Origin of the sequence: Bradyrhizobium sp. CIR18 (genome assembly GCF_014198295.1) — a bacterium.
Classification (GTDB): domain Bacteria; phylum Pseudomonadota; class Alphaproteobacteria; order Rhizobiales; family Xanthobacteraceae; genus Bradyrhizobium.
In genome coordinates this window covers 721,672-740,855 of the sequence record NZ_JACIHF010000001.1, presented here as the reverse complement: position 1 = coordinate 740,855, position 19,184 = coordinate 721,672, and the positions used below count along the sequence as shown (strand labels likewise).

General features: G+C 63.9%; 17 protein-coding genes. 12 read left to right on the top strand and 5 right to left on the bottom strand.

The genetic code is table 11. The annotated features are described in order from the left end of the window. Positions 1–118: 118 nt before the first annotated feature. Positions 119–1,198 (bottom strand): hypothetical protein, encoded by a 1,080-nt coding sequence (locus GGD65_RS03575; RefSeq protein ID WP_246783185.1) that lies wholly within the window; start codon positions 1,196–1,198, stop codon positions 119–121. 86 nt (positions 1,199–1,284) lie between these two features. Here GGD65_RS03575 and GGD65_RS03570 point away from each other — a divergent pair, with 86 nt between their 5' ends. From GGD65_RS03570 to GGD65_RS03550, 5 genes are all read left to right on the top strand, one after another. Further along, positions 1,285–2,874, top strand: coding sequence for an ABC transporter substrate-binding protein (locus GGD65_RS03570; protein ID WP_183234419.1), 1,590 nt, complete (start codon positions 1,285–1,287; stop codon positions 2,872–2,874). 60 nt (positions 2,875–2,934) lie between these two features. Beyond that, positions 2,935–3,858, top strand: coding sequence for an ABC transporter permease (locus tag GGD65_RS03565; RefSeq protein WP_179738899.1), 924 nt, complete (start codon positions 2,935–2,937; stop codon positions 3,856–3,858). 274 nt (positions 3,859–4,132) lie between these two features. Continuing rightward, entirely contained in the window at positions 4,133–4,954 is an 822-nt protein-coding gene (locus GGD65_RS03560; RefSeq protein ID WP_183234418.1) for an ABC transporter permease, read from the top strand. Continuing rightward, the gene (locus GGD65_RS03555; RefSeq protein ID WP_183234417.1) at positions 4,951–5,931 is read left to right on the top strand and encodes an ABC transporter ATP-binding protein; all 981 of its coding nucleotides are present in this window, start codon (positions 4,951–4,953) and stop codon (positions 5,929–5,931) included. Before GGD65_RS03560 ends, GGD65_RS03555 begins: the two co-directional genes overlap by 4 nt. Continuing rightward, the gene (locus tag GGD65_RS03550) at positions 5,924–6,967 is read left to right on the top strand and encodes an ABC transporter ATP-binding protein (protein WP_183234416.1); all 1,044 of its coding nucleotides are present in this window, start codon (positions 5,924–5,926) and stop codon (positions 6,965–6,967) included. The genes GGD65_RS03555 and GGD65_RS03550 overlap by 8 nt, the downstream gene beginning before the upstream one ends. Positions 6,968–7,238: 271 nt before the next feature. On the opposite strand, the gene GGD65_RS03545 is transcribed toward GGD65_RS03550, so the two are convergent. From GGD65_RS03545 to GGD65_RS03530, 4 genes are all read right to left on the bottom strand, one after another. Further along, positions 7,239–8,267 carry an ABC transporter permease gene (locus tag GGD65_RS03545; protein WP_183234415.1) on the bottom strand — a complete coding sequence of 343 codons (1,029 nt, stop codon included), beginning with the start codon at positions 8,265–8,267 and terminating at the stop codon, positions 7,239–7,241. A gap of 12 nt (positions 8,268–8,279) precedes the next feature. After that, positions 8,280–9,782, bottom strand: coding sequence for a sugar ABC transporter ATP-binding protein (locus GGD65_RS03540; RefSeq protein ID WP_183234414.1), 1,503 nt, complete (start codon positions 9,780–9,782; stop codon positions 8,280–8,282). Between the two features lie 6 nt (positions 9,783–9,788). Then, the gene (locus GGD65_RS03535) at positions 9,789–10,811 is read right to left on the bottom strand and encodes a sugar ABC transporter substrate-binding protein (protein ID WP_018320172.1); all 1,023 of its coding nucleotides are present in this window, start codon (positions 10,809–10,811) and stop codon (positions 9,789–9,791) included. Positions 10,812–10,950: 139 nt separating this feature from the next. After that, positions 10,951–11,355, bottom strand: coding sequence for a globin (locus tag GGD65_RS03530; protein ID WP_183234413.1), 405 nt, complete (start codon positions 11,353–11,355; stop codon positions 10,951–10,953). A gap of 480 nt (positions 11,356–11,835) precedes the next feature. Between GGD65_RS03530 and GGD65_RS03525 the strand changes: the two genes are divergently transcribed. The 7 genes from GGD65_RS03525 (at position 11,836) to GGD65_RS03495 (ending at position 19,127) form a co-directional block, all read left to right on the top strand. Further along, a complete protein-coding gene (locus GGD65_RS03525) occupies positions 11,836–12,210 on the top strand; it encodes a DUF2946 family protein (protein ID WP_183234412.1) in 375 nt (124 codons plus the stop codon). Between the two features lie 345 nt (positions 12,211–12,555). Continuing rightward, entirely contained in the window at positions 12,556–14,709 is a 2,154-nt protein-coding gene (locus GGD65_RS03520) for a TonB-dependent receptor (RefSeq protein ID WP_183234938.1), read from the top strand. Between the two features lie 26 nt (positions 14,710–14,735). Further along, positions 14,736–15,947: a sialidase family protein gene (locus tag GGD65_RS03515; protein ID WP_183234411.1), complete on the top strand. Its 1,212-nt coding sequence runs from the start codon at positions 14,736–14,738 to the stop codon at positions 15,945–15,947. Further along, complete coding sequence (locus GGD65_RS03510) at positions 15,944–16,441, top strand: TlpA disulfide reductase family protein (RefSeq protein WP_183234410.1); 498 nt, start codon at positions 15,944–15,946, stop codon at positions 16,439–16,441. The genes GGD65_RS03515 and GGD65_RS03510 overlap by 4 nt, the downstream gene beginning before the upstream one ends. A gap of 27 nt (positions 16,442–16,468) precedes the next feature. Then, the gene (locus GGD65_RS03505; RefSeq protein ID WP_183234409.1) at positions 16,469–17,005 is read left to right on the top strand and encodes a copper chaperone PCu(A)C; all 537 of its coding nucleotides are present in this window, start codon (positions 16,469–16,471) and stop codon (positions 17,003–17,005) included. Positions 17,006–17,034: 29 nt separating this feature from the next. After that, positions 17,035–17,565 (top strand): YcnI family protein, encoded by a 531-nt coding sequence (locus tag GGD65_RS03500; protein WP_038971449.1) that lies wholly within the window; start codon positions 17,035–17,037, stop codon positions 17,563–17,565. Then, a complete protein-coding gene (locus GGD65_RS03495; protein WP_183234408.1) occupies positions 17,565–19,127 on the top strand; it encodes a CopD family protein in 1,563 nt (520 codons plus the stop codon). The genes GGD65_RS03500 and GGD65_RS03495 overlap by 1 nt, the downstream gene beginning before the upstream one ends. The last annotated feature ends 57 nt before the right edge of the window (positions 19,128–19,184 follow it).

Sequence of the window (19,184 nt, the reverse complement as noted above, 5' to 3'; positions counted from 1 at the left end):
CCTCGAAGGGCGACAGCCCAACTGCATCGCGGCCGTTCATCTTCGAGGCTCAGCACGCGCTGCGTTCGCATCGCATGCTTCGCACCTCAGGATGACGGTCCAAGACGCCAGCGCGCCCTCAATACAACCGCATCGGCAGCGGCGCGCCTTCGGGGCCGACCAGCAGACCCCAGGTCTCGTTGACCGCGACCTCGAACTCACGCGTCTGGGCCGCGCTGCCCTTGAGCTTCAGGGTGACCTTGTACTGGCCCGGCGGCAGATCAATTTTCTGGCTATCAGGCAACTCATCCGCAGCGGCGTCAAAATCGATCAGTTCTTCTCCGGCGTGAGCCGCCAGTCTGATGGTTCGCTCATTGACGGTGATGTCGGCCGCTTCATCCGTTTTGTTGCCGAGCAACAACATCACTTGTCCCGGCGCCGGCCGGATTTTGGCCGTGGCGGCCAACGGCTTGCGCAGCGCAAGGTCGGCGATCGTTGTGTTGCCCTGACGGACGAGCCGGAGCAGCGCCGGCCCGTCTGACGTCGTGAAGGCGACGACGGCTCTGTCGGGCGCGACGACCGCTCCGTCGTTCTCGGTCCAGCCGCGCTTTTCGAGTGCAGCGCGATAGAAGCCGAGCACGTCCTCGAGACTGAGCGGCGTCTCGACGTGAGCCGACCTCATGAAAGGCGAATTCTTCGCGGTCATCAGGGTCCAACGGTCGACCAGCGGCAGGCCCATGTCGTCGGACATCTTGGCCTCGAATGTCCGGCTCGCGGCTTGTGTCAGAAGCCCGACAGTGTCGCAGAGCAGGCGCTCGCCAAGATAGTCCGGGGCGCAACGGCCCCTGAGTGCCCACCATGTATCGTCGACAAACCCGTTTGACCGCTTGGTGTGGGACCAATTGATTTGAATGTTTTTCGTCGGGCCGTCGCGGGCAGGGTCCGGCGTGACGGGGATCGCCATCGCCGCTGTCGCGGCGACCAGACTGCCGGCGAGCAGGATACCTAGCGTTCGGCGGGTCATTTTTTTGCGCGATCCTTGTTTTCCGCGATCCCTGGGGCTCAGATAACGGTCCTGAGCTTGGTCGCGCCGATCGCGAGAAATGTTCACTATTCCCGTTGCTCGATGACGCACCGCGTCAATCGAGGGCTTGCATCGCCGGGCGGATGCAACCGGCCCCGAAGGCATCGCCGGACGGCCGCCTTCCGGAACTGACATTGGTCTCCATCAAAAACGAAGCTTGCATTCGACAGGCCGCGAATGATCAAATCCCTGATCGGAATACCTGCGTTGGTGGGGGACACATGATGTTCAGGATGATGGCGATCGTCGCGGGCTTGGGACTGGCGCTCGCTGGATCTGCGGAGGCCCAGACGCCGCGCAAGGGCGGAACCATCCGGATGACCGCGCCCTATGGCTCGAGTTTCACCAGCCTGGACATTCACACCACGCAGCGCGCCCAGGACGAGATCTACGCCAAGGCGCTGCACCGCTCGCTGTACATCTGGAATTCCGCGGAGGGCAAGCCGGTCCTGGAGCTTGCCAAGGAGGATGTGGTCTCGGGCGGCGGTCTCGTTCACACCTTCAAGCTGCGCGACGACGCCTATTTCCACAATGGCCGCAAGATGACGGCCGAGGATGTCATCTGGTCCTACACCCGCATCATGGACGGCACCAAGGCCTATCCCGGCGCGCGGTTTGTCCGCGTGATCGAGGGCGCGGCCGCGGTCGAGAAGGGCCAGGCCAAGGAAATCTCCGGGCTGAAGAAGATCGACGACTTCACCGTCGAGATGAAGCTGACCGAGAAGGTCGATCCCGGCTTCTACTTCTTCACCGCGCTGACCTCGATCTATCCCGCCGACGAGGGCGCCAAGGAGAGTTTTATCCAGAAGCCGATCGGTCTCGGGCCCTTCAAATTCGTCGAGCACGTACCGGGATCGCGCATTGTCCTGGAGCGGTGGGATCGGTTCTACAAGCCCGGGAAGCCCTATGCCGACAAGATCGTCGTGTCGATCATGGGCGAGGCCGCGGCGCGCGATGTTGCCTTCCGCAACAAGGAGGTCGACACCTCGGTGCTCGGACCCGCGCAATATGTGGCCTATCAGTCCGACGCCAATCTCAAGGGCACCATCGTCGAGGTCGCAGAGGTCTTCACCCGCTACATGGGGATGAATCCGTCATTCAAGCCGTTCGCCGACAAGCGCGTGAGACAGGCGATCAACTACGCGATCGATACCGACTTGATCATCAACAAGCTGGTCAAGGGCAAGGCCTATCGCGCCACCAGCTGGCTGCCGCTGACCTCGCCCGCCTACGACAAGGCGATGAAGCCCTACGCTTACGATCCCGCCAAGGCCAAGCAGTTGCTTAACGAGGCCGGCTATCCCAACGGCTTCGAGTTCGAATGGACCACCAGCCAGAACGAGAGCTGGGGCTTGCCGATCGTCTCGGCCGTGATCCCGATGCTGGACAAGGTCGGCATCAAGGCGAAGGTCAAGCAGGTCGAGACCGCGGTGCTGGCGGAGGTGGTTCGCACCGGCGACTACCAGGCCTTCATCTATTCCCAGGCGAGCGGCCCGGATCCGCAGGCGGCCCTCAAATGCTTCCACTCGTCGACGCCGCAGCCAGCCTGCAACTACATGATCTTCAAGAACGCCGACTTCGACAAGATCGTCGACGAGGCCGGGCAGGCCGACGACCCGGCAAAGCGCGCCCAACTGCTGCAAAAGGCCAATGCGCTGCTCTATGAGGAGGCACCGGTCTGGTTCTTCAACTACAACAAGGCGGTCATGGCGGTGCAGCCGTGGCTCAAGGGGATTCAGCTCAACGCCACGGAGCTGACCCATCAGAACGTCGAAGACCTCTGGGTCGACGAGACCTCGCCCGCGAAGTGACATACGCTCTCGCGCTCCCTCCGTCGCCACAGACGATGGAGGGAGAGAGGAAAAGTGCCGATGCTCTCCTTCCTGTTCCGTCGCCTGCTGCAGACCATTCCGACCGTGCTTGCCGTCGTGCTGCTGGTCTTCGTGCTGTTCAGCGTCGTTCCCGGCAGCATCGTCTCCTCCATGAGCGACGACAGCGATCCGCAGGTCGAGCTGCGCATGAAGAAGCAGCTCGGCCTCGACGATCCCGTTTACGTGCGTTTCGGCGCCTACATTGCCAAGCTCGCGACCGGTGATTTCGGCACCTCGTTCCGGACCCGCGAGCCTGTCACCACCATGATCGCCAAGCGGGCATGGCCGACGCTGCAACTGATCTTCGCAGCCATGGCGTTCTCGGTCGTGATCGGCGTGCCGCTTGGCTTCATCGCGGCACTGCGACCGGGCGGAATCGTCGATACGCTTGCCATGGTCGTCGCGGTATCGGGCCTTTCCATCGCAAAATTCTGGCTCGGACTGGTTCTGATGTACCTGTTCGCGTTGAAGCTCGGCTGGCTGCCGAGTTTCGGCTATGGCGATGGCGGACTGAAATATCTGCTCCTGCCGGCGGTGACGCTCGGCGTCTCGCCGATGGCGCTGTTTGCCCGGACGACGCGCGCCGCGGTCCTCGAGATCATGACCGCCGATTTCGTCCGCACCGCGCGATCCAAGGGCATGAGCGAGACGCGGGTGGTGAAGTGGCATGTGATGCGCAACGCGCTCGTCATCATTCTCACCACCGTCGGCCTGCAATTCGGTGGCCTGATGGGGCAGGCGGTCGTGGTCGAGAAACTGTTCTCATGGCCGGGCATCGGCTCATTGCTGGTCGACAGTGTCTTGCAGCGCGACATTCCGGCGGTCCAGGGCTCCATTCTCGTCGTCGTGCTGGCCTTTCTCGCGATCAATCTGCTGATCGACGTACTCTACGGCGTGATCGATCCCAGGATCAGATACGCATGAGCGCGGGCGGGCTCCATCACGCTTGGACGGGAAGGCAATCGCATACGAGGCGCGCGGTGTGGCGTCACGGGTGCTGCGCCCCCTCTCCCGCTTGCGGGGGAGGGTTGGGGTGGGGGTGTCTCCGCATCGGGGTTCCCTGTGTGGCGAGAGCCCCCACCCGCCGCGCTCTCCGAGCGCGTCGGCCTCCCCCGCAAGCGCGAGAGGCGAAACGTGCCCGCGGCGAGTTCTCGCTAAAGCCACACACGATTATCCTTTTCGCGGTCGAGCGCTTGCAATGAAGCTCCGCGCCAATCTCGTCATCGGTGGGGTGTTGTTCGCGCTGGCGATCCTGGTCGGTTTGCTCGCGCCCTGGCTGGCGCACACCGATCCCGTCATGGACGCCAATTTGATGAATGCGGAGGAGCCCCCGAGCTGGACCTGGTGGTTCGGGACCGACGACCAGGGCCGCGACATCTATTCCCGCGTCGTGTATGGCGCGCGGGTCTCGCTGACGGTCGGTATCATCTCGCAGCTCATCAACAGCGTCATCGGCGTGGCCTTGGGGCTGAGCGCTGGCTATTTTGGCGGCTGGTGGGACGATGTCGTCAACGCCCTGACCAATCTCATGCTCGCGATCCCCTCGCTGATCTTCGCGCTGGCGATTATGGCGGTGCTCGGACCTGGCCTGACCAGCCTGCTGATCGCACTCGGGCTGACCAACTGGTCCTTTACGTGCCGGATAGCGCGGGCCTCGGCGCTGTCGCTGAGGAGCCAGGGCTACGTGCAGGCTGCGACCGTGCTGGGCTACGGCGATCTGCGCATCATGATCACGGAGCTGCTGCCGAACATGCTGGGCCCCATCATCGTCATCGGCACGCTGGGCATGGGCAGCGCGGTGTTGTCCGAAGCCGCATTGTCGTTCCTCGGCCTCGGCGTCCGACCGCCGTTTCCCAGCTGGGGCAGCATGCTGTCGGAGGCCCGCGAGCAGATCACGACGGCGCCGTGGCTCTCGGTATTTCCGGGCCTCGCCATCTTCCTGACCGTGCTTGGCCTCAACCTGCTCGGCGATGGCCTGCGCGACATTCTCGATCCCCAATCGCGGAGCCGGCGGACATGACCGGCGCGCCGCTGATCGAGGTTGAGGATTTGCGCATCGATCTCGACGACGGATCGAGGCGCGTCGCGGCGGCCGAGGGCATTTCGTTCCGCATCTCGCGCGGCGAGACGTTCGGCCTCGTCGGTGAATCCGGCTGCGGCAAGAGCATCACGGCGCTCGCCTTGATCGGGCTGTTGCGGCCGCCGCTCTCGATCGGCGGCGGCGTCATCCGGTTCGAGGGACAGGAGATCCAGCACCTCTCCGCCGCCAGGCAGCGGGAGCTGCGCGGCAATCGCATTGCCATGATCTTCCAGGAGCCGATGACGGCACTGAACCCGGTCTCGCCCGTGGGCCGGCAGATCGCCGAGATGTTCGTGCTCCACAAGGGCAAGAGCTGGCGGGAAGCGAGCCGGCTGGCGGTCGAGGCGCTGGCGAGCGTCCGCGTTCCCGCGCCTGAGCGCCGCGTCAACGATTACCCGCACCAGCTCTCCGGCGGCATGCGCCAGCGCGTGATGATCGCGATTGCGCTCGCCTGCGGTCCGGATCTCCTGATCGCCGACGAGCCGACCACGGCGCTCGACGTGACCGTGCAGGCCGAGATCATCGAGCTGATGCGGAATTTGTGCGCCGAGCGTGGAACGGCCATCCTGATGATCAGCCACGACCTCGGCCTGGTCGCAAACGTCTGCCGCCGCGTTGCCGTGATGTATGCCGGCCGGATCGTCGAGGAGCGCGGCTCGGCCGATATTTTTCGAGCGCCCTCGCACCCCTATACGCAAGGCCTGGTCGCCTCGCTGCCGCGGCTCGGCAGCCGCGCTGCGCTCGGCCGCACCAGGCTCAAGGAGATCGCCGGCGTCGTCCCGGCGATCACGCATTTCCCTGAGGGGTGCCGGTTCAATCCGCGCTGCGCGCAGGCGACGGATATTTGCCGAAGAGTCGCGCCGGAGACGGATCTGCTGGCGGCGGGCGGTCTGGTCAGGTGTCATCACCATGCATGAGCCGCAAAACATGCTGGGTGAGCGAAGGCCGGACGATGACCTCATCCTCAGCGTCGAGGATCTCGCGGTTCACTTTCCGCTAGGCGGCGGCCTGCTGGGCCGCGGCAAGCGGATGCTGCGTGCCGTGGATGGCGTCGATCTCAAGCTGAAGCGCGGCGAATGCCTCGGCCTCGTCGGCGAGTCCGGCTCCGGCAAGTCGACGGTCGCGTTGTCGATCCTTGGCCTGCTGACGCCGACGCGCGGCCGCATCGTGCTGGACGGGCAGGTCGTGAGGAGCAGGCAATCCGGCGATCGGAAGGCGTTGGCGCGCACCGTGCAGATGGTGTTTCAGGACCCTTACGCCTCGCTCAATCCCCGTCAGACCGTTCGCCGCACGCTGGAAGATCCCCTGCGGGTGCACGGCGTCACCGCGAAAAGCGAGATCGAGGATCGCGTCGCAATCATGCTGCGGCATGTCGGCTTGCGGCCCGAGCAGTCGGGCCGCTACCCGCATGAATTCTCGGGCGGTCAGCGCCAGCGCATCGGCATTGCCCGCGCGCTGATCCTCAACCCCAAAATCGTCATCTGCGACGAGCCGGTCTCAGCACTCGACGTCTCGATCCGCGCCCAGATCATCAATCTGCTGCTGGAACTGAAGGACACGCTCGGCCTGTCCTACATCATGATCAGCCACGACCTCGGCGTCGTCGAGCACATGAGCGACCGCGTCGCGGTGATGTATCTCGGCCGCATCGTCGAGAACGGCCACTGGCGCGAGATCTTCGAGCGCCCGGCGCATCCCTATACGCAAGCCCTGATCGCCGCGATTCCTGATCCGTTACACCATGCCCCGCTGGCGACCACAGGCGGCGACCTTCCCAACCCGCTCAATCCCCCAAACGGCTGCGCCTTCAGCCCGCGCTGCCGTTATGCGGAGGCGGTGTGCCGGCACGAGCCGGGGCCGCTGCTGGAGACGCGAGCCGATGGACACGCGGTGAGGTGTTGGCGGGCGGATGAGATCGGTGCAGCGAGCCTTGCCCTATCACCGTCACCCTGAGGTGGCCGCTTCTTCGGCGGCCCTCGAAGGGCGACGGCCCGGCTGGCACCTCGGCCGTTCATCCTTCGAGGCTCCGCATGTGATGCCTTCGCATCGCCTGCTCCGCACCTTAGGGATGACGGGATCATTGTTGCTTCTGCTTCTGTTTTGCCCGACGGGTCAATCCCGGTGCGGTGGGCTCACGCACTTGCGGCTTCGATAAGCGGCTGAACTTCCTCACAGTTTCTACTGTGCATGGGGTTGTTTTCGCAGTTTTTGTTTTGAGGACTGTCTAGTCCGCCGCCTTTTCCCGCAAGCGCTGCGCATAGACGTTGATGACCAGTGCGGCCAGCAGGATCAGGCCGCGGATCAGGATCTTCAGGAAGCTGTCGATGTTGACGTGGTCAAGGCCGTTATTGAGAACACCGAGAACGAAAAGCCCAACGATGGTGTTGCCGATGCCGCCGCGGCCACCGAACAGGCTGGTGCCGCCGACCACGACGGCGGCGATGGAGTCGAGCAGATAGGTGTCGAACTCGTTCTGCTGCGCGCTGCCGAAATGGGCGACGCCGAGCATGCCGCCGATGCCCGAGCACACCGCCGAGATCACCATCACCGCGCCTAGGATGAGCTTGACGTTGAGGCCGGAATATTCGGCCGCCTCGCGATTGCCCCCGACCATGTAGACGTAGCGGCCGAAGCGCGTGTAGGTCAGCACCAGATGCCCGCCGAGCAGCATTAGCGCGGCGATGATGACGAGCCAGGGGATGCCGCCGATCGAGCCGGAGCCGAGCGTGGTGATCAGGCTCGGCACCTTGTAGGCGATCTGGCCGCGCACCAGCAGCGCCGAGATGCCGGCGGCGATCTGCATCATCGCCAGCGTCATGATGAAAGTGGGGATGCCGATCACCGTCAGCCCCAGCGCATTGACGAGGCCGAGCAAGGCGCAGAGCAGGATCGATAGCAGGATGGCGACCGCGCCGGGGAGGGGAATGTTGGCGATGTTGACGTAGGATTCCTGCAGCGTGAAGTAGGCGACCGCGATGCCCGTGACATTGGCGATGCTGGCGATCGAGAGGTCGATCTCGGCGCACAGGATCACGAAGGTGAGGCCGACGGCGATGATGCCGGTGACCGACACTTGCGTGAGGATGTTGCCGAGATTGTCGAGCGTCGCGAAGGAGGGGCTGGCAAAGGCGAAGAAGCCGGACAGGAAGATCAGGGTGAGGAACGGGGCGATGTTGCGCATCTGCGAGCGCAGGAAGGGCGCCAGCCCGCGCGCCCGCTGCCCCGCCGCCAAAGCCGTCTCACTGCTCGCCATTGTGCTTCTCCGTCACGCCGCTTCCAGCAGGCGGTCCTTGCTGACCGGCTCGTTCCTGAATTCCCGCACCAGTGCGCCGCGCTTGAGCACGAGGATGCGGTCGGCCAGCGACAGCACCGTTTCCGGCTCGGTCGACAGCACGATGATCGCAAGCCCCTTGGCGCGGAGGTCGCGAACGATGTTGATGACGTCGTTCTTGGCGCCGACATCCATGCCGCGGGTTGGCTCGCACAGCACCAGGAGCTTGGGCGGATAGGTCAGCCATTTTGCCAGCGCCACCTTCTGCTGGTTGCCGCCGGAGAGCATGCCGAGATCGAGGCCGACCACCGGGGGCCGGATCTGCAATTGCTCGACCTGACGCTTCGCGATATCGCGCTCCTGCGCCGGCTTGAGCAGCAAAGACGAGATGCGGTCGAGAATGCTGATCGAGATGTTCTTGTAGACCGGCTCCTGGTGAAACAACATGTCGCGGCGACTCTCGGGCACCAGAGCCACGCCGGCGCGCCGCGCCGCCGCTGTGCTGGCAAAGGTTCTTGGCTGACCCTCGACGAGAAGCGCGCCGCTATCAGGCTTCAGCTTGCCGAACAGGATGCGCGACAGCTCCTGCTGGCCGCAGCCCATGAAGCCGTAGATGCCCAGCACCTCGCCAGCGCGCGCCTCGAAGGAGATGTCCTTCAGGCTGCGGGCGAGCGTCAGCTGGTCGACCTTCAGAACCACCGCGCTGTCGCTCGGTTGCGGCAACAGCAGGTCGTCGGTGTAGCTGTGCTCGAGCGCTTCGCCGCCGCGGCCGATCATGGCCTCGATCAGCGCGCCCTTGCTGGTGGCGGCGCTGGCCGTCTCCGCGACTTTCCGCCCGTTGCGGAACACGGTCACCGTGTCGGACACGCGCAGGATGTCTTCGATGAAATGCGAAATGAAGACGATGCTGGTGCCTTCTTCACGCAGCCGCCGCAGCGTCGCGAACAACCGCTCGACCTCGGGCGGGGAGAGGGCGGAGGTCGGCTCGTCCAGGATCACGATGCGGGCGCCGGAGAACAGCACGCGCGCGATCTCGATCAGCTGCTGCAGCCCGATGGGCAAATCACCCAGCCTGCTCATCGGATCGACGTCGATGCCGAAGCGGGCGAGCTGCTCGCCGGCCTCGCGCGCCATCCGCCGCCATTGCACGAGGCCAAGGGCGTTGGTTGGCTGGTTGCCGAGGAAAACGTTCTCGGCGACCGTCAGATCAGGCGCGACACTGAGCTCCTGGTGCACCATGGCAATGCCGGCCGCATGCGCATCGCGCGCCGAGCGGAAATGCGTCTCCTTCCCATCGATCAGGAAGCGGCCGGAGAATTCGGTGTGCACGCCGGCGATGATCTTCATCAGCGTGCTTTTTCCCGCGCCGTTCTCGCCGACGAGACCGTGGATCTCGCCGGGATGGAGCGCGAAGTCGACACCACGAAGCGCTTCGACGCCGCCGAAGCTCTTCGTGATGCCCTGCAGTTCAAGGATGGGCGAACGCACCTCGGGCATGAAAGCTCAGATCAGGAAGTGATCCTGCATCCACTGCATCCCGGCGGCATTGGCCTTGGTCACGACCGGGCCGTCGGTGACGACGTTCTTGGGAATGCCCTGTCCGCTCTTCTCGCCGCCGACCACGGCGGAGACGCCCGCGATGATGGCGCCGCCATGGATGCGGCAGGACGGATTGCGGACGGTCGCGAACATGCGTCCTTCGCTCACCGCCTGAATCGCCGGCGGCATGGCATCGACGCCGCCGATCAGGATGTTGGTGCGGCCGCGTGCCTTCATGATGTTGGCGGCGGCGAGCGCCATGTCGTCATTGTGGAAGAACGCCGCGTCGATCTGCGGATACTTGGTCAGATATGTTTCCCAGAGGCGCGCGGTCTTGGAGACGTCCCAGTCGGCCGGCTGGGTGTCGAGCACCTCGATCCCCGGGAATTGCTTCACCGTGTTGGTGAAGCCCTTTGCGCGCCCTTGCGCGCCGGTGTGGCCGAGCGCGCCCTGCGTCATGATGATCTTGCCCTTGCCGCCCATCGCGTTGCACAGCGCCTGGGTCACCGAGGCGCCCATGAACTCGTTGTCGGGAGCGAGGAAGGAGTGGACGTTGATCTGGTCGAGCGGCGCAATCAGCGTGTCCATGTCGATCACGGGCGTGCCGGCGTCGATCATCTTCTGCACGGGCTGGGTGAGGGTGCCGATACCGAAGGCCTGGATCGCGACGAAGTCCCATTTCTGCGAGGCCATGTTGTCGATGGCCGCGCGCTGCTTCACGGCGTCGAGCTGGCCGTCGAACCAGGTGACCTCGACGTTGAACAGCTTGCCCCAGAATTCGGCGGCCTGCTTTCCTTGCGCGCACCATGTAGCCTGCAGGCCCGCATTGGAGAACGCCGCCTTCAACGGCTTCTCGCTTCGCCCGACCTCGGCGGCCAATGCGGGGTTTATGCCCATGCTGCCGAGGAGGGCAGCTCCGGCGCCGGCGGTCGCAGCCGCCTGAAGAAGATCGCGCCTCGTCGTCGAGAAATCTTTCGTCCCGGACATCGCTCGCTCCCATAAATTTTATCGTCGGCGCGTCATTGATTGCGCAACCGATGTCGAAAGTGTCTCACAAGAGTTGATGCCACTCAATCTGCAATCACACGCGCCATCGCAGCACGCCGCGTTGGTGCAGCGCAAAGCGTCAGGCCGTCGTGCCGGCGAGTGCGTCGATGTCGACGAGCAATGTGTCCCAGGCTTGCGCGATCTCGATCGACCATTCATCGCCGAGCAGATCGCGCAGCGTATCCCTGATAATGGTGAAGAAGGCGGAGAACAGCTGGGGCGACGTGCCATAGGCGTCGTGTGAGGCAACCTCGCAGGCGATCAGCCGGAAATGCCCATGACGCATCCCGGCGAAATCGAGAATCGCCTCGATCGTCAGCGCGAGCATCGATCCCTTCACGAGGTCGGAGCCCTCCGAGCGGAACATCGCCTGCGTTTCGGGATGCTCGTCGAACAGGCGCTGGTAGACGAGGGGCGTGAGATCGGCGCAGCGCGAGGCCGCGAGTTCAAAGCTGAGTTCGACTGGATTGGAGGGCATATTCATCGGCGAAAGTGCCATGCGGACAAAAAAAGAGCGGGGCCCTGGCCCCGCTCAAAAATTGTGTCGACCCTATTATCCCCGATTCTAAGATTTGCTCTTGATTGACGGGGCGACGCTGCGTTTTGCGCGCCAGGGGCTCCTCCCGAGACTTGGACCACCAGACTTCGACCTCACGGCCAGCCTGAGCAAGGGGATGCTAGATCAACTTTTCTCACTTGTCATCATTTTCGGCAACGAATGTTCAAAATTCGAGCAATAGACGAAATGATCGGGCTTCCGACCCCGCAAGTATATGACAAATATAAGAAATCTGTGGATGTCGGGCCGTTTGATCTGGCTCAAATGCCGGCCCCCGAGCCCATGATGGGGTAGCCCGACCATGGTTTTCCGACAAATTTGCGCTGGGCCAAGAAGGCGGCGGAACTGATCTCGACTTGGGCCCGGCGCGGTGTTTAGTTAGCAGACGAACGAACGGTTCGGCGGATGCGCGCGCGGTTACAGAAATTCCTACCCCTGGTCCTGCTCGCCTTGGTGATGCAGGTGCTGGCGCCGATTGCCGCGTGCTGGGCGACGGGCCAAGCCATCGCCGATCCGCTGTCTGCCGCCGTCATCTGCCACAGCGTGAGCGAGCAGGGCGGCCTCGACGATCGGACGGGGACCCCGACCGCGCATGCGGGCGCGTGCGCCCTGTGTTGCCTGGCCCAGGCGGGCGCGTCGCTCGATTCGCCGACGCACGCGGCACTCTCGATTCCCTTCCGCCATGCCGCGCGCGTGGTGTGGCAGCCGGCGGATGCGTCCGCCATCGCCGCTCCCAGGGGTTCGAGCGCCCAGGCCCGCGCCCCACCTCAATTTTCCTGACGTAGCGACAAACCGAACCATTGGCGCGCGCCGTTGCTGTGCCGATGGGCGTGCTCAATGGACCGGTCGAGGTACCGGATGTCAGGAATTCAAGAGATGTTACGCATTCGTGCGATGGGGCGCGCGGGCTTGCCTGTGCTTTTCGGACTGGTGTCCCCGATCGGTTCAGACGCGCTCGCCCAAGCTGCCTCGGAAGCGATTCCCGCGGTGACGGTCGAGGCGCCCAAGACGTCCCGTCCCAAGCCAATCACCCGGTCAACGCGGCAGCGCTCCGCTTCGGCGACACGGGCAGCGAGGCCGGTCGCGCCGAACGCGACCGATGGCGCCCAGGGGCAGAACAACACAATGTCCGCCGGCGCAGTGCGGGCCGGTCTCAATCAGGCGCCGGCCGGTCAGACCGCGACGACCATCGATCGCAGCCAGTTCGACAACCGGCCCTCGTTTTCGGTCAGCGACGTCTTGCGGGACAGTCCGGGCATTTCGATCAAGCAGGGTAATGGTCCGCGCGATTTTGGTATCTCGATTCGCGGATCCAATGCCCGAAACGGTTTCGGCATCCGCAATCTCGTGATCTTCGACGACGGTTTCCCCGTCACGCAGCCGGACGGACTGTCGCGTAGCGACCTGATCGATCCCCATGCCTATGGCGCGATCGACGTGATCCGCGGCCCCTCATCGGCGCTCTACGGCAATTATGCGACCGGCGGCGCGCTCAATTTCCGCACACGGCCGGGCGGCACGATCGACGGCGTCGAATACGGCGTCGACGGCGGCAGCTATGGCTACCTCAACAATTACCTTGAGGCCGGCAAGAAGGTCGGGAATTTCGAGGGTTCTCTGTTTGCGAGCGACACAAGAGGCGACGGCTATATCGGCAATAGTTGGTTCAATACGCAGACCGTCAACTTCCTCGGCACGCTCAAGGCGACGCCGGACGACCGCTTCACGGTCAAGATCATCAACAACGATCTCAGCGCGCGGCTGCCGCTTCGACAGTCGCTGAACCAATTCTACACCAATCCCTTCCAGCAGGGCTGTGCGACCGGTGCCACGGCGGCGCCCGGATGCGGTACGGTCAGGCTGTTCAACAATGGCTTCAACGCGACCGCCGGGACCGATACGGAGACGGCCGTACAGGCCGGGCTCGGCCGCAACGACCGCCGCACCATCGTCGGGGGCCGGTGGGAGCACGATTTCGACAACAATACGACCTGGCGCAACCAGTTCGTGTTCGACGACCGGAACATCAGTCAGCCAACTGGCTCCACCAGCTCGATCGGCGACTTCCCGTCCTACAACTACATGAGTGATCTCACCAAGCGCGGAGAGATTCTCGGCCTGGAGTCCACCGCGTTCTTCGGCGCCTTCTACAACACCCTGACGGCATCGAGCGATACGCGAAACGTGATGCCGGGAGGCAACGCGACGCTCGGCAGGCTGTCGAGCAATCTGTACAGCGAGACGACCAATTATGGTGTTCGTGCCAGGGAAGAGCTCAAGCTCACATCGTCGCTAACGGCCGTTGCGGGCATCGGTTGGGAGACGACCTTGCTCAAGGGCACCAACACGGCCTATTCATATGCTGGTCCCACCGGCATCACCACGACGACGCCGACGACCGCGGACCGGCAGTTTCAAAATACTGCGCCAGAGTTGGCGTTGCTCTACAACCTCAACAACGAATGGCTGTTCCGGGCACGCGTTGCCACGGGGTATGGCACACCGCAGGTCTCAAATCTTTTCGTCGCTCAGACGGGATTGCCGGGCAACAATACCCAGCTCCAGGCCCAGAAGAATCTTGGCTACGATCTCGGTTTCGATTGGACGCCGAACAGCGCGTTCAAGCTCAGCGCGACCGGCTTTTACGAGTTTTTCCGTAACGAGATCGTCAACCAGGCGACGTCGGTCGCGGGTGTAAACTACTCGTTCAACGCGCCGCGATCGGAGCATCGGGGCATCGAGCTTGCCGCCGACTGGAAGTTCTATCCGGGCTGGCGGTTCATGGCGGCGTACACCTATCTCGACGAGGTCTACACCGAATATGTCGAGAACATCACCAATGGCGCCGTCTTCAGCTTCAACCGTGCGGGCAACAAAATTCCCGGTATCTCGCCCAACGAGCTGACGGCTCGAATTGGCTACGACGAGTTCGCCGGCCCGCTGGCAGGTCTCGGTGGCTTCGTCGAGGTCCAGTGGAAGGACTCTTTCTACATGGACAACGCGAATCTGCTGAAGGCGCCGGGCTACGAGCTGGTCAACGTGAACGTCCACTACAAGACCGACCTGATGTCCGACACCTTCAGGTCGCTTAATCTCTTCCTCGAAGTCAGGAACGTATTCGATCGCACCTATGTTGCGTCGGCAAACAACATCGCAAACACCGTGACGGCGGCCGGCCTGCAAATTCCAGGGAACACGCTCGCAAGCACGGCACCGGGGTCGATCTATGCGGGCTCGCCACGCCTGTTCGTTGCAGGTATGAAGGTGGCCTTCAAATGATCCGGGCTCTCGAAGGGAATAGGGCCATGATCCGAACTGGCTTGCTCGCGATAGCCGCTCTCGCATGCCTGCAAGGTGCGGCGCTGGGGCAGATGCACGGCAAGCACGCGTCCGAAGCTGCGTGCGAGGAGCCGACGCTGCGCTGTGCGACCAAGGCGACGCCCGCCTTCGGTCCGGACGGGACGCTGTGGCTGGTCTGGATGGCGGGAGGGCAGGTCTCGGTCGCAAGTTCGCAGGACGAGGGCCGAAGTTTCTCGACGCCCACTCAGGTCACGACGAAGCGGCTGAACCTCGATTGGGGGCCGGATGCGCGGCCGAAGATCGTGGTCGACCGCAAGGGGGGCATCGCGCTCGCGTTCTCGACCTTCAGGGACGAGGCCTTCAACGGTCAGGTGTTCACCACGCGCTCGGCCGACGGCGGGAAAAGTTTCGCGCAGCTGAAGCCGATCACCGCCAGCAACGAGAGCCAACGTTTCGAGGCGCTGGCGCTCGATCAGGATGGAACAGTATTTGCGGCGTGGCTGGACAAGCGCAATCGCATTTTTGCGAAGGAAGCGGGACAGAAATACGAGGGGGCCGGGCTGTTCTTCACGTCGTCCAGCGACGGCGGCACCACCTACGCAGACGCGAAGCTGGCGCGTGAGGGCACCTGCGAATGCTGCCGGTTGGGGCTGGCATTCGCTGCGTCCGGGCGGCCGGTCGCAATCTTCAGGAACATTTTTGAGGGCGGCGTGCGCGACCACGCGGTGATGACCTTCACCGACGTCGCGACGCCAGGCGAAGTCCGCCGGGTCAGCAACGACGACTGGCAGATCAATGCCTGCCCACACCATGGGCCGAGCCTCACCGTTGCGCCGAACGGCACCTATCACGTCGCCTGGTACACCAACGGAAAGGCGCGGAAGGGACTGTACTACGCCCACTCGCGCGACGAAGGCCGCACGTTCTCTTCGCCGATGGCGTTGGGGCGGCCGGATCGCAATCCGACTCGCCCCTTCGTGCTCGCGGGCGCGCCGGGAACGGTGATGGTCTGGAAGGAGTTCGACGGCGAGAAGACCTCCGTCCAGATGACGATCTCCCGCGACGATGGCGAGACGTGGTCGCCGCCGAAGACGATATCGAGCACGACCGACACGTCCGACCATCCTTTGCTGGTCTCCAACGGCAAGCAGACCTACCTGTCGTGGATGACGAAGGCGGATGGCTATCGGCTCAGGGCTATCGAGGACCAACCATGAGATTTCGATTTGTAGGCATTGCGGGTCTTGTCGTTCTGATCGCTTCAGTGGCTGCGCTTGCCGCATCTCCCGCTTTGAAGCCATTCGAACGCGGCACTTGGCAAAGCGTCCTTAGGGGGCACGCCGGCCGCCCCGTGCTCGTGCATTTCTGGGGCGTGACCTGTGGCCCCTGCAAGGTCGAGCTGCCGCTGCTCGGCCAGTTTGCCAAGGATCATCCTGACGTCGACGTCGTCACTGTCAGCGCCGATCTCGTGCCGAACCTGCCGGCTGCCACGCAATCGATGCTCGACAAGGCGGGTCTGTCGTCGACCGAAAATTTCATCTTCAACGACGGCTTTGTCGAGCGTTTGCGGTTCGAGATCGATCCGGCTTGGCAGGGCGACATCCCCAGGACCATGCTCATCTCCCCGGAAGGGACCGTCACGACGATCGAAGGCTCGGCTGAGATTGCCGATCTCGAAAAATGGTCAGCGCAACAACGCTCCAAACACTGAAGTTCAGTCTGCAAAGGGAATACCGATATGAAGACAATCTCGAAAAACGTGCTGCTCGCTGCGTTCGCTCTCGCGATCTCTGCAGCACCGGCCGTCGCCGACGACGTCAAGGCCGGCGATCTCGTCGTCTCGCAGGCCTGGAGCCGGGCGACGCCGGGCGGCGCGAAGGTCGCCGGCGGCTATCTGACCATCGAGAACAAGGGCACGGCGGCCGACAGACTGGTCAGCGTGTCCGCCGATATCGCGGGCAAGGCTGAGATCCACGAGATGGCGATGGACAATGGCGTGATGAAGATGCGCCCGCTCGACAAGGGGCTGGTGGTCGATGCCGGCAAGACGGTGAAGCTCGCGCCCGGCGGCAATCATTTGATGCTCCAGGAGCTGAAGGGCGCGTTCAAGCAGGGCGACAAGGTGCCGGTGACGCTGCAATTCGAGAAGGCCGGCAAGGTCGCGGTGTCCCTCGACGTCCAGGGCGTCGGCGCGCAGGCGCCTGGCGATGCCGGGCATTCAGGTCATATGGACATGAAGAAAATGCCGGATCACTCAGGAATGAAGATGAAATGAGACGGATCTGGACTCTCGGGAGACCGAACATGTCGAAGCAATCCTGCCTGATCCTGGTTGCCGCGCTCGCCGCCTCGCCGGCGGCGGCGCATGTGTCGATCGAGACCAAGCAAGCCACGGTCGGTACGTCCTACAAGGCCGTCTTCACCGTGCCGCATGGCTGCGCGGGCTCGCCGACGGTGAAGATCCGGGTGCAGATTCCGGAAGGTGTGATCGCGGTGAAGCCGATGCCGAAGGCCGGCTGGACCATCGATGTCGTCGAGGGCAAATATGCCGGTGAATACGACTATCACGGCAACAAGCTCTCCTCCGGCGTCAAGGAGGTGGCGTGGTCCGGCGGCAAGCTGCCAGACAAGAACTATGACGAATTTGTCCTCAGCACGTTCCTGACCGACAGCCTGAAGCCGAACACGGTTCTGTACTTCCCCGTCGTTCAGGAATGCGAGGCCGGCGTCAGCCGCTGGATCGAAATTCCGGCGGCGGGGGCAGGGCATTCACATGAGGGCAAGTCCGAGGGCAAGTCGCCGGCGCCGGGCGTGAAACTGCTGCCAAAACCCTGATGCGCCTCTTCGCCACGCTTGCGACGCTGCTCCTCGTTGCCGGCTTCGCGAGCGGTGCGTTGGCGCATGCGGCGCTGGTCTCGGTCGAGCCGGCGAGCGGCAGCATGCTTGCGACCGCGCCGAAGGCGGTGGAGCTGCGCTTCAACGAGACGGTAACGCCGGGCGCGATCCGGCTGATCGATGGTAGGGGCAGGGCGCGGGATGATGCGCGCGTCAGCGCATCGGGCGAGACCATTTCGGTCGCGATGCCGGCGGATCTGCCTGAGGGGACCGCGGTCGTCAGCTATCGCGTGATCTCGCAGGACGGTCATCCCGTCACCGGATCGGTGATCTTCTCGATTGGCATGCCGACCGCGACGAAGCCTGCCGCCGCTGAGGATAGCGGGTTGAACGCGCTGATCTGGCTGGCGCGCGTCGGCCTGTACGTTGGGCTGTTCATCGGCGTCGGCGGCGTGTTCTTCGCGCGCTGGGTTGCTTGGTCGATGACCGGCATGGCCGTGCCGCGCATGGCGCTCGCGCTCGGTCTCCCGAGCGCGGTGGCGTCCGTCGGCGCGTTGGGCCTCGATCTCCTCGGGCTGCCGCTGGCAGCCCTCGCGACCGCTGCTCCCTGGAAAGTCGCGCTCGCGACCAGCGCCGGCCCTGCGCTGCTGGTTGCCCTGCTTGCAATGCTACTCGCGTTGATGGCGCTGCGCAGTGCGTGGTACGCGCGTGCTCTTGCGATCATGGCGTTGGTCGGCGTCGGTCTGTCGCTCGCCATGACCGGGCACGCCGCAACGGCCCCGCCTGAGGCGTTGACCCGGCCTGCAATCTTTCTTCATGGCCTCGGTGTCACCATCTGGATCGGTGCTCTCGCGCCGCTCGTGGCGCTGGTATCGAAGCCGACGATTGCGACGCTCGCGATTGTGAACCGCTTTTCCCGCATTGCTGCGCTCGCGGTCGGCGTGTTGGCCTTGACCGGTCTCGCACTCGCGATCGTGCAGCTCGAAAAGCCTGGAGCGCTGGTCGAGACTCGCTACGGGCTGATCCTCTCGGTCAAGCTAGTTCTGGTCACGGGATTGCTGGCGCTGGCCGCGCTCAATCGGTTCCGGTTGACTCCGGCTCTGGCCCGGAACGAGACAGGGACGCCCGCGCTCAAGCGCTCGATCGTGCTGGAAGGTACGATTGCTCTCGCCATCCTGGCGGTGGTCGCCGGCTGGCGCTTCACGCCGCCGCCGCGGACGATCGTGCCGGAGACGCCTTTGGCGATCCACATCCATAGCGACAAGGCGATGTTCCAGGTCCTGGTCTCGCCAGGCAAGGCGGGGGCCAATGATGTGGTGCTCCAGCTCATGACCGGCGAGGGGACGCCGCTGGCGGCCAAGGAGGCGACGTTGACCCTGAGCCTGCCCGAGCGCGGCATCGAGCCGATGGAGCGAAGGGCCTCGCTCGGGCCCGATGGTTATTGGCATGTGCGCAAGGTCGAGCTGCCCTTTGCCGGCCGCTGGCACTTGCGGATCGACGCGCTGGTGACCGACTTCGAGCAGATCACGCTCGAAGATGAACTCGACGTCACGCCGCCGTGAGACGCAGCTCTGCTGAACCTGAAGTCCGACGGAAAAATGACAGGAATTCCGCTGCGT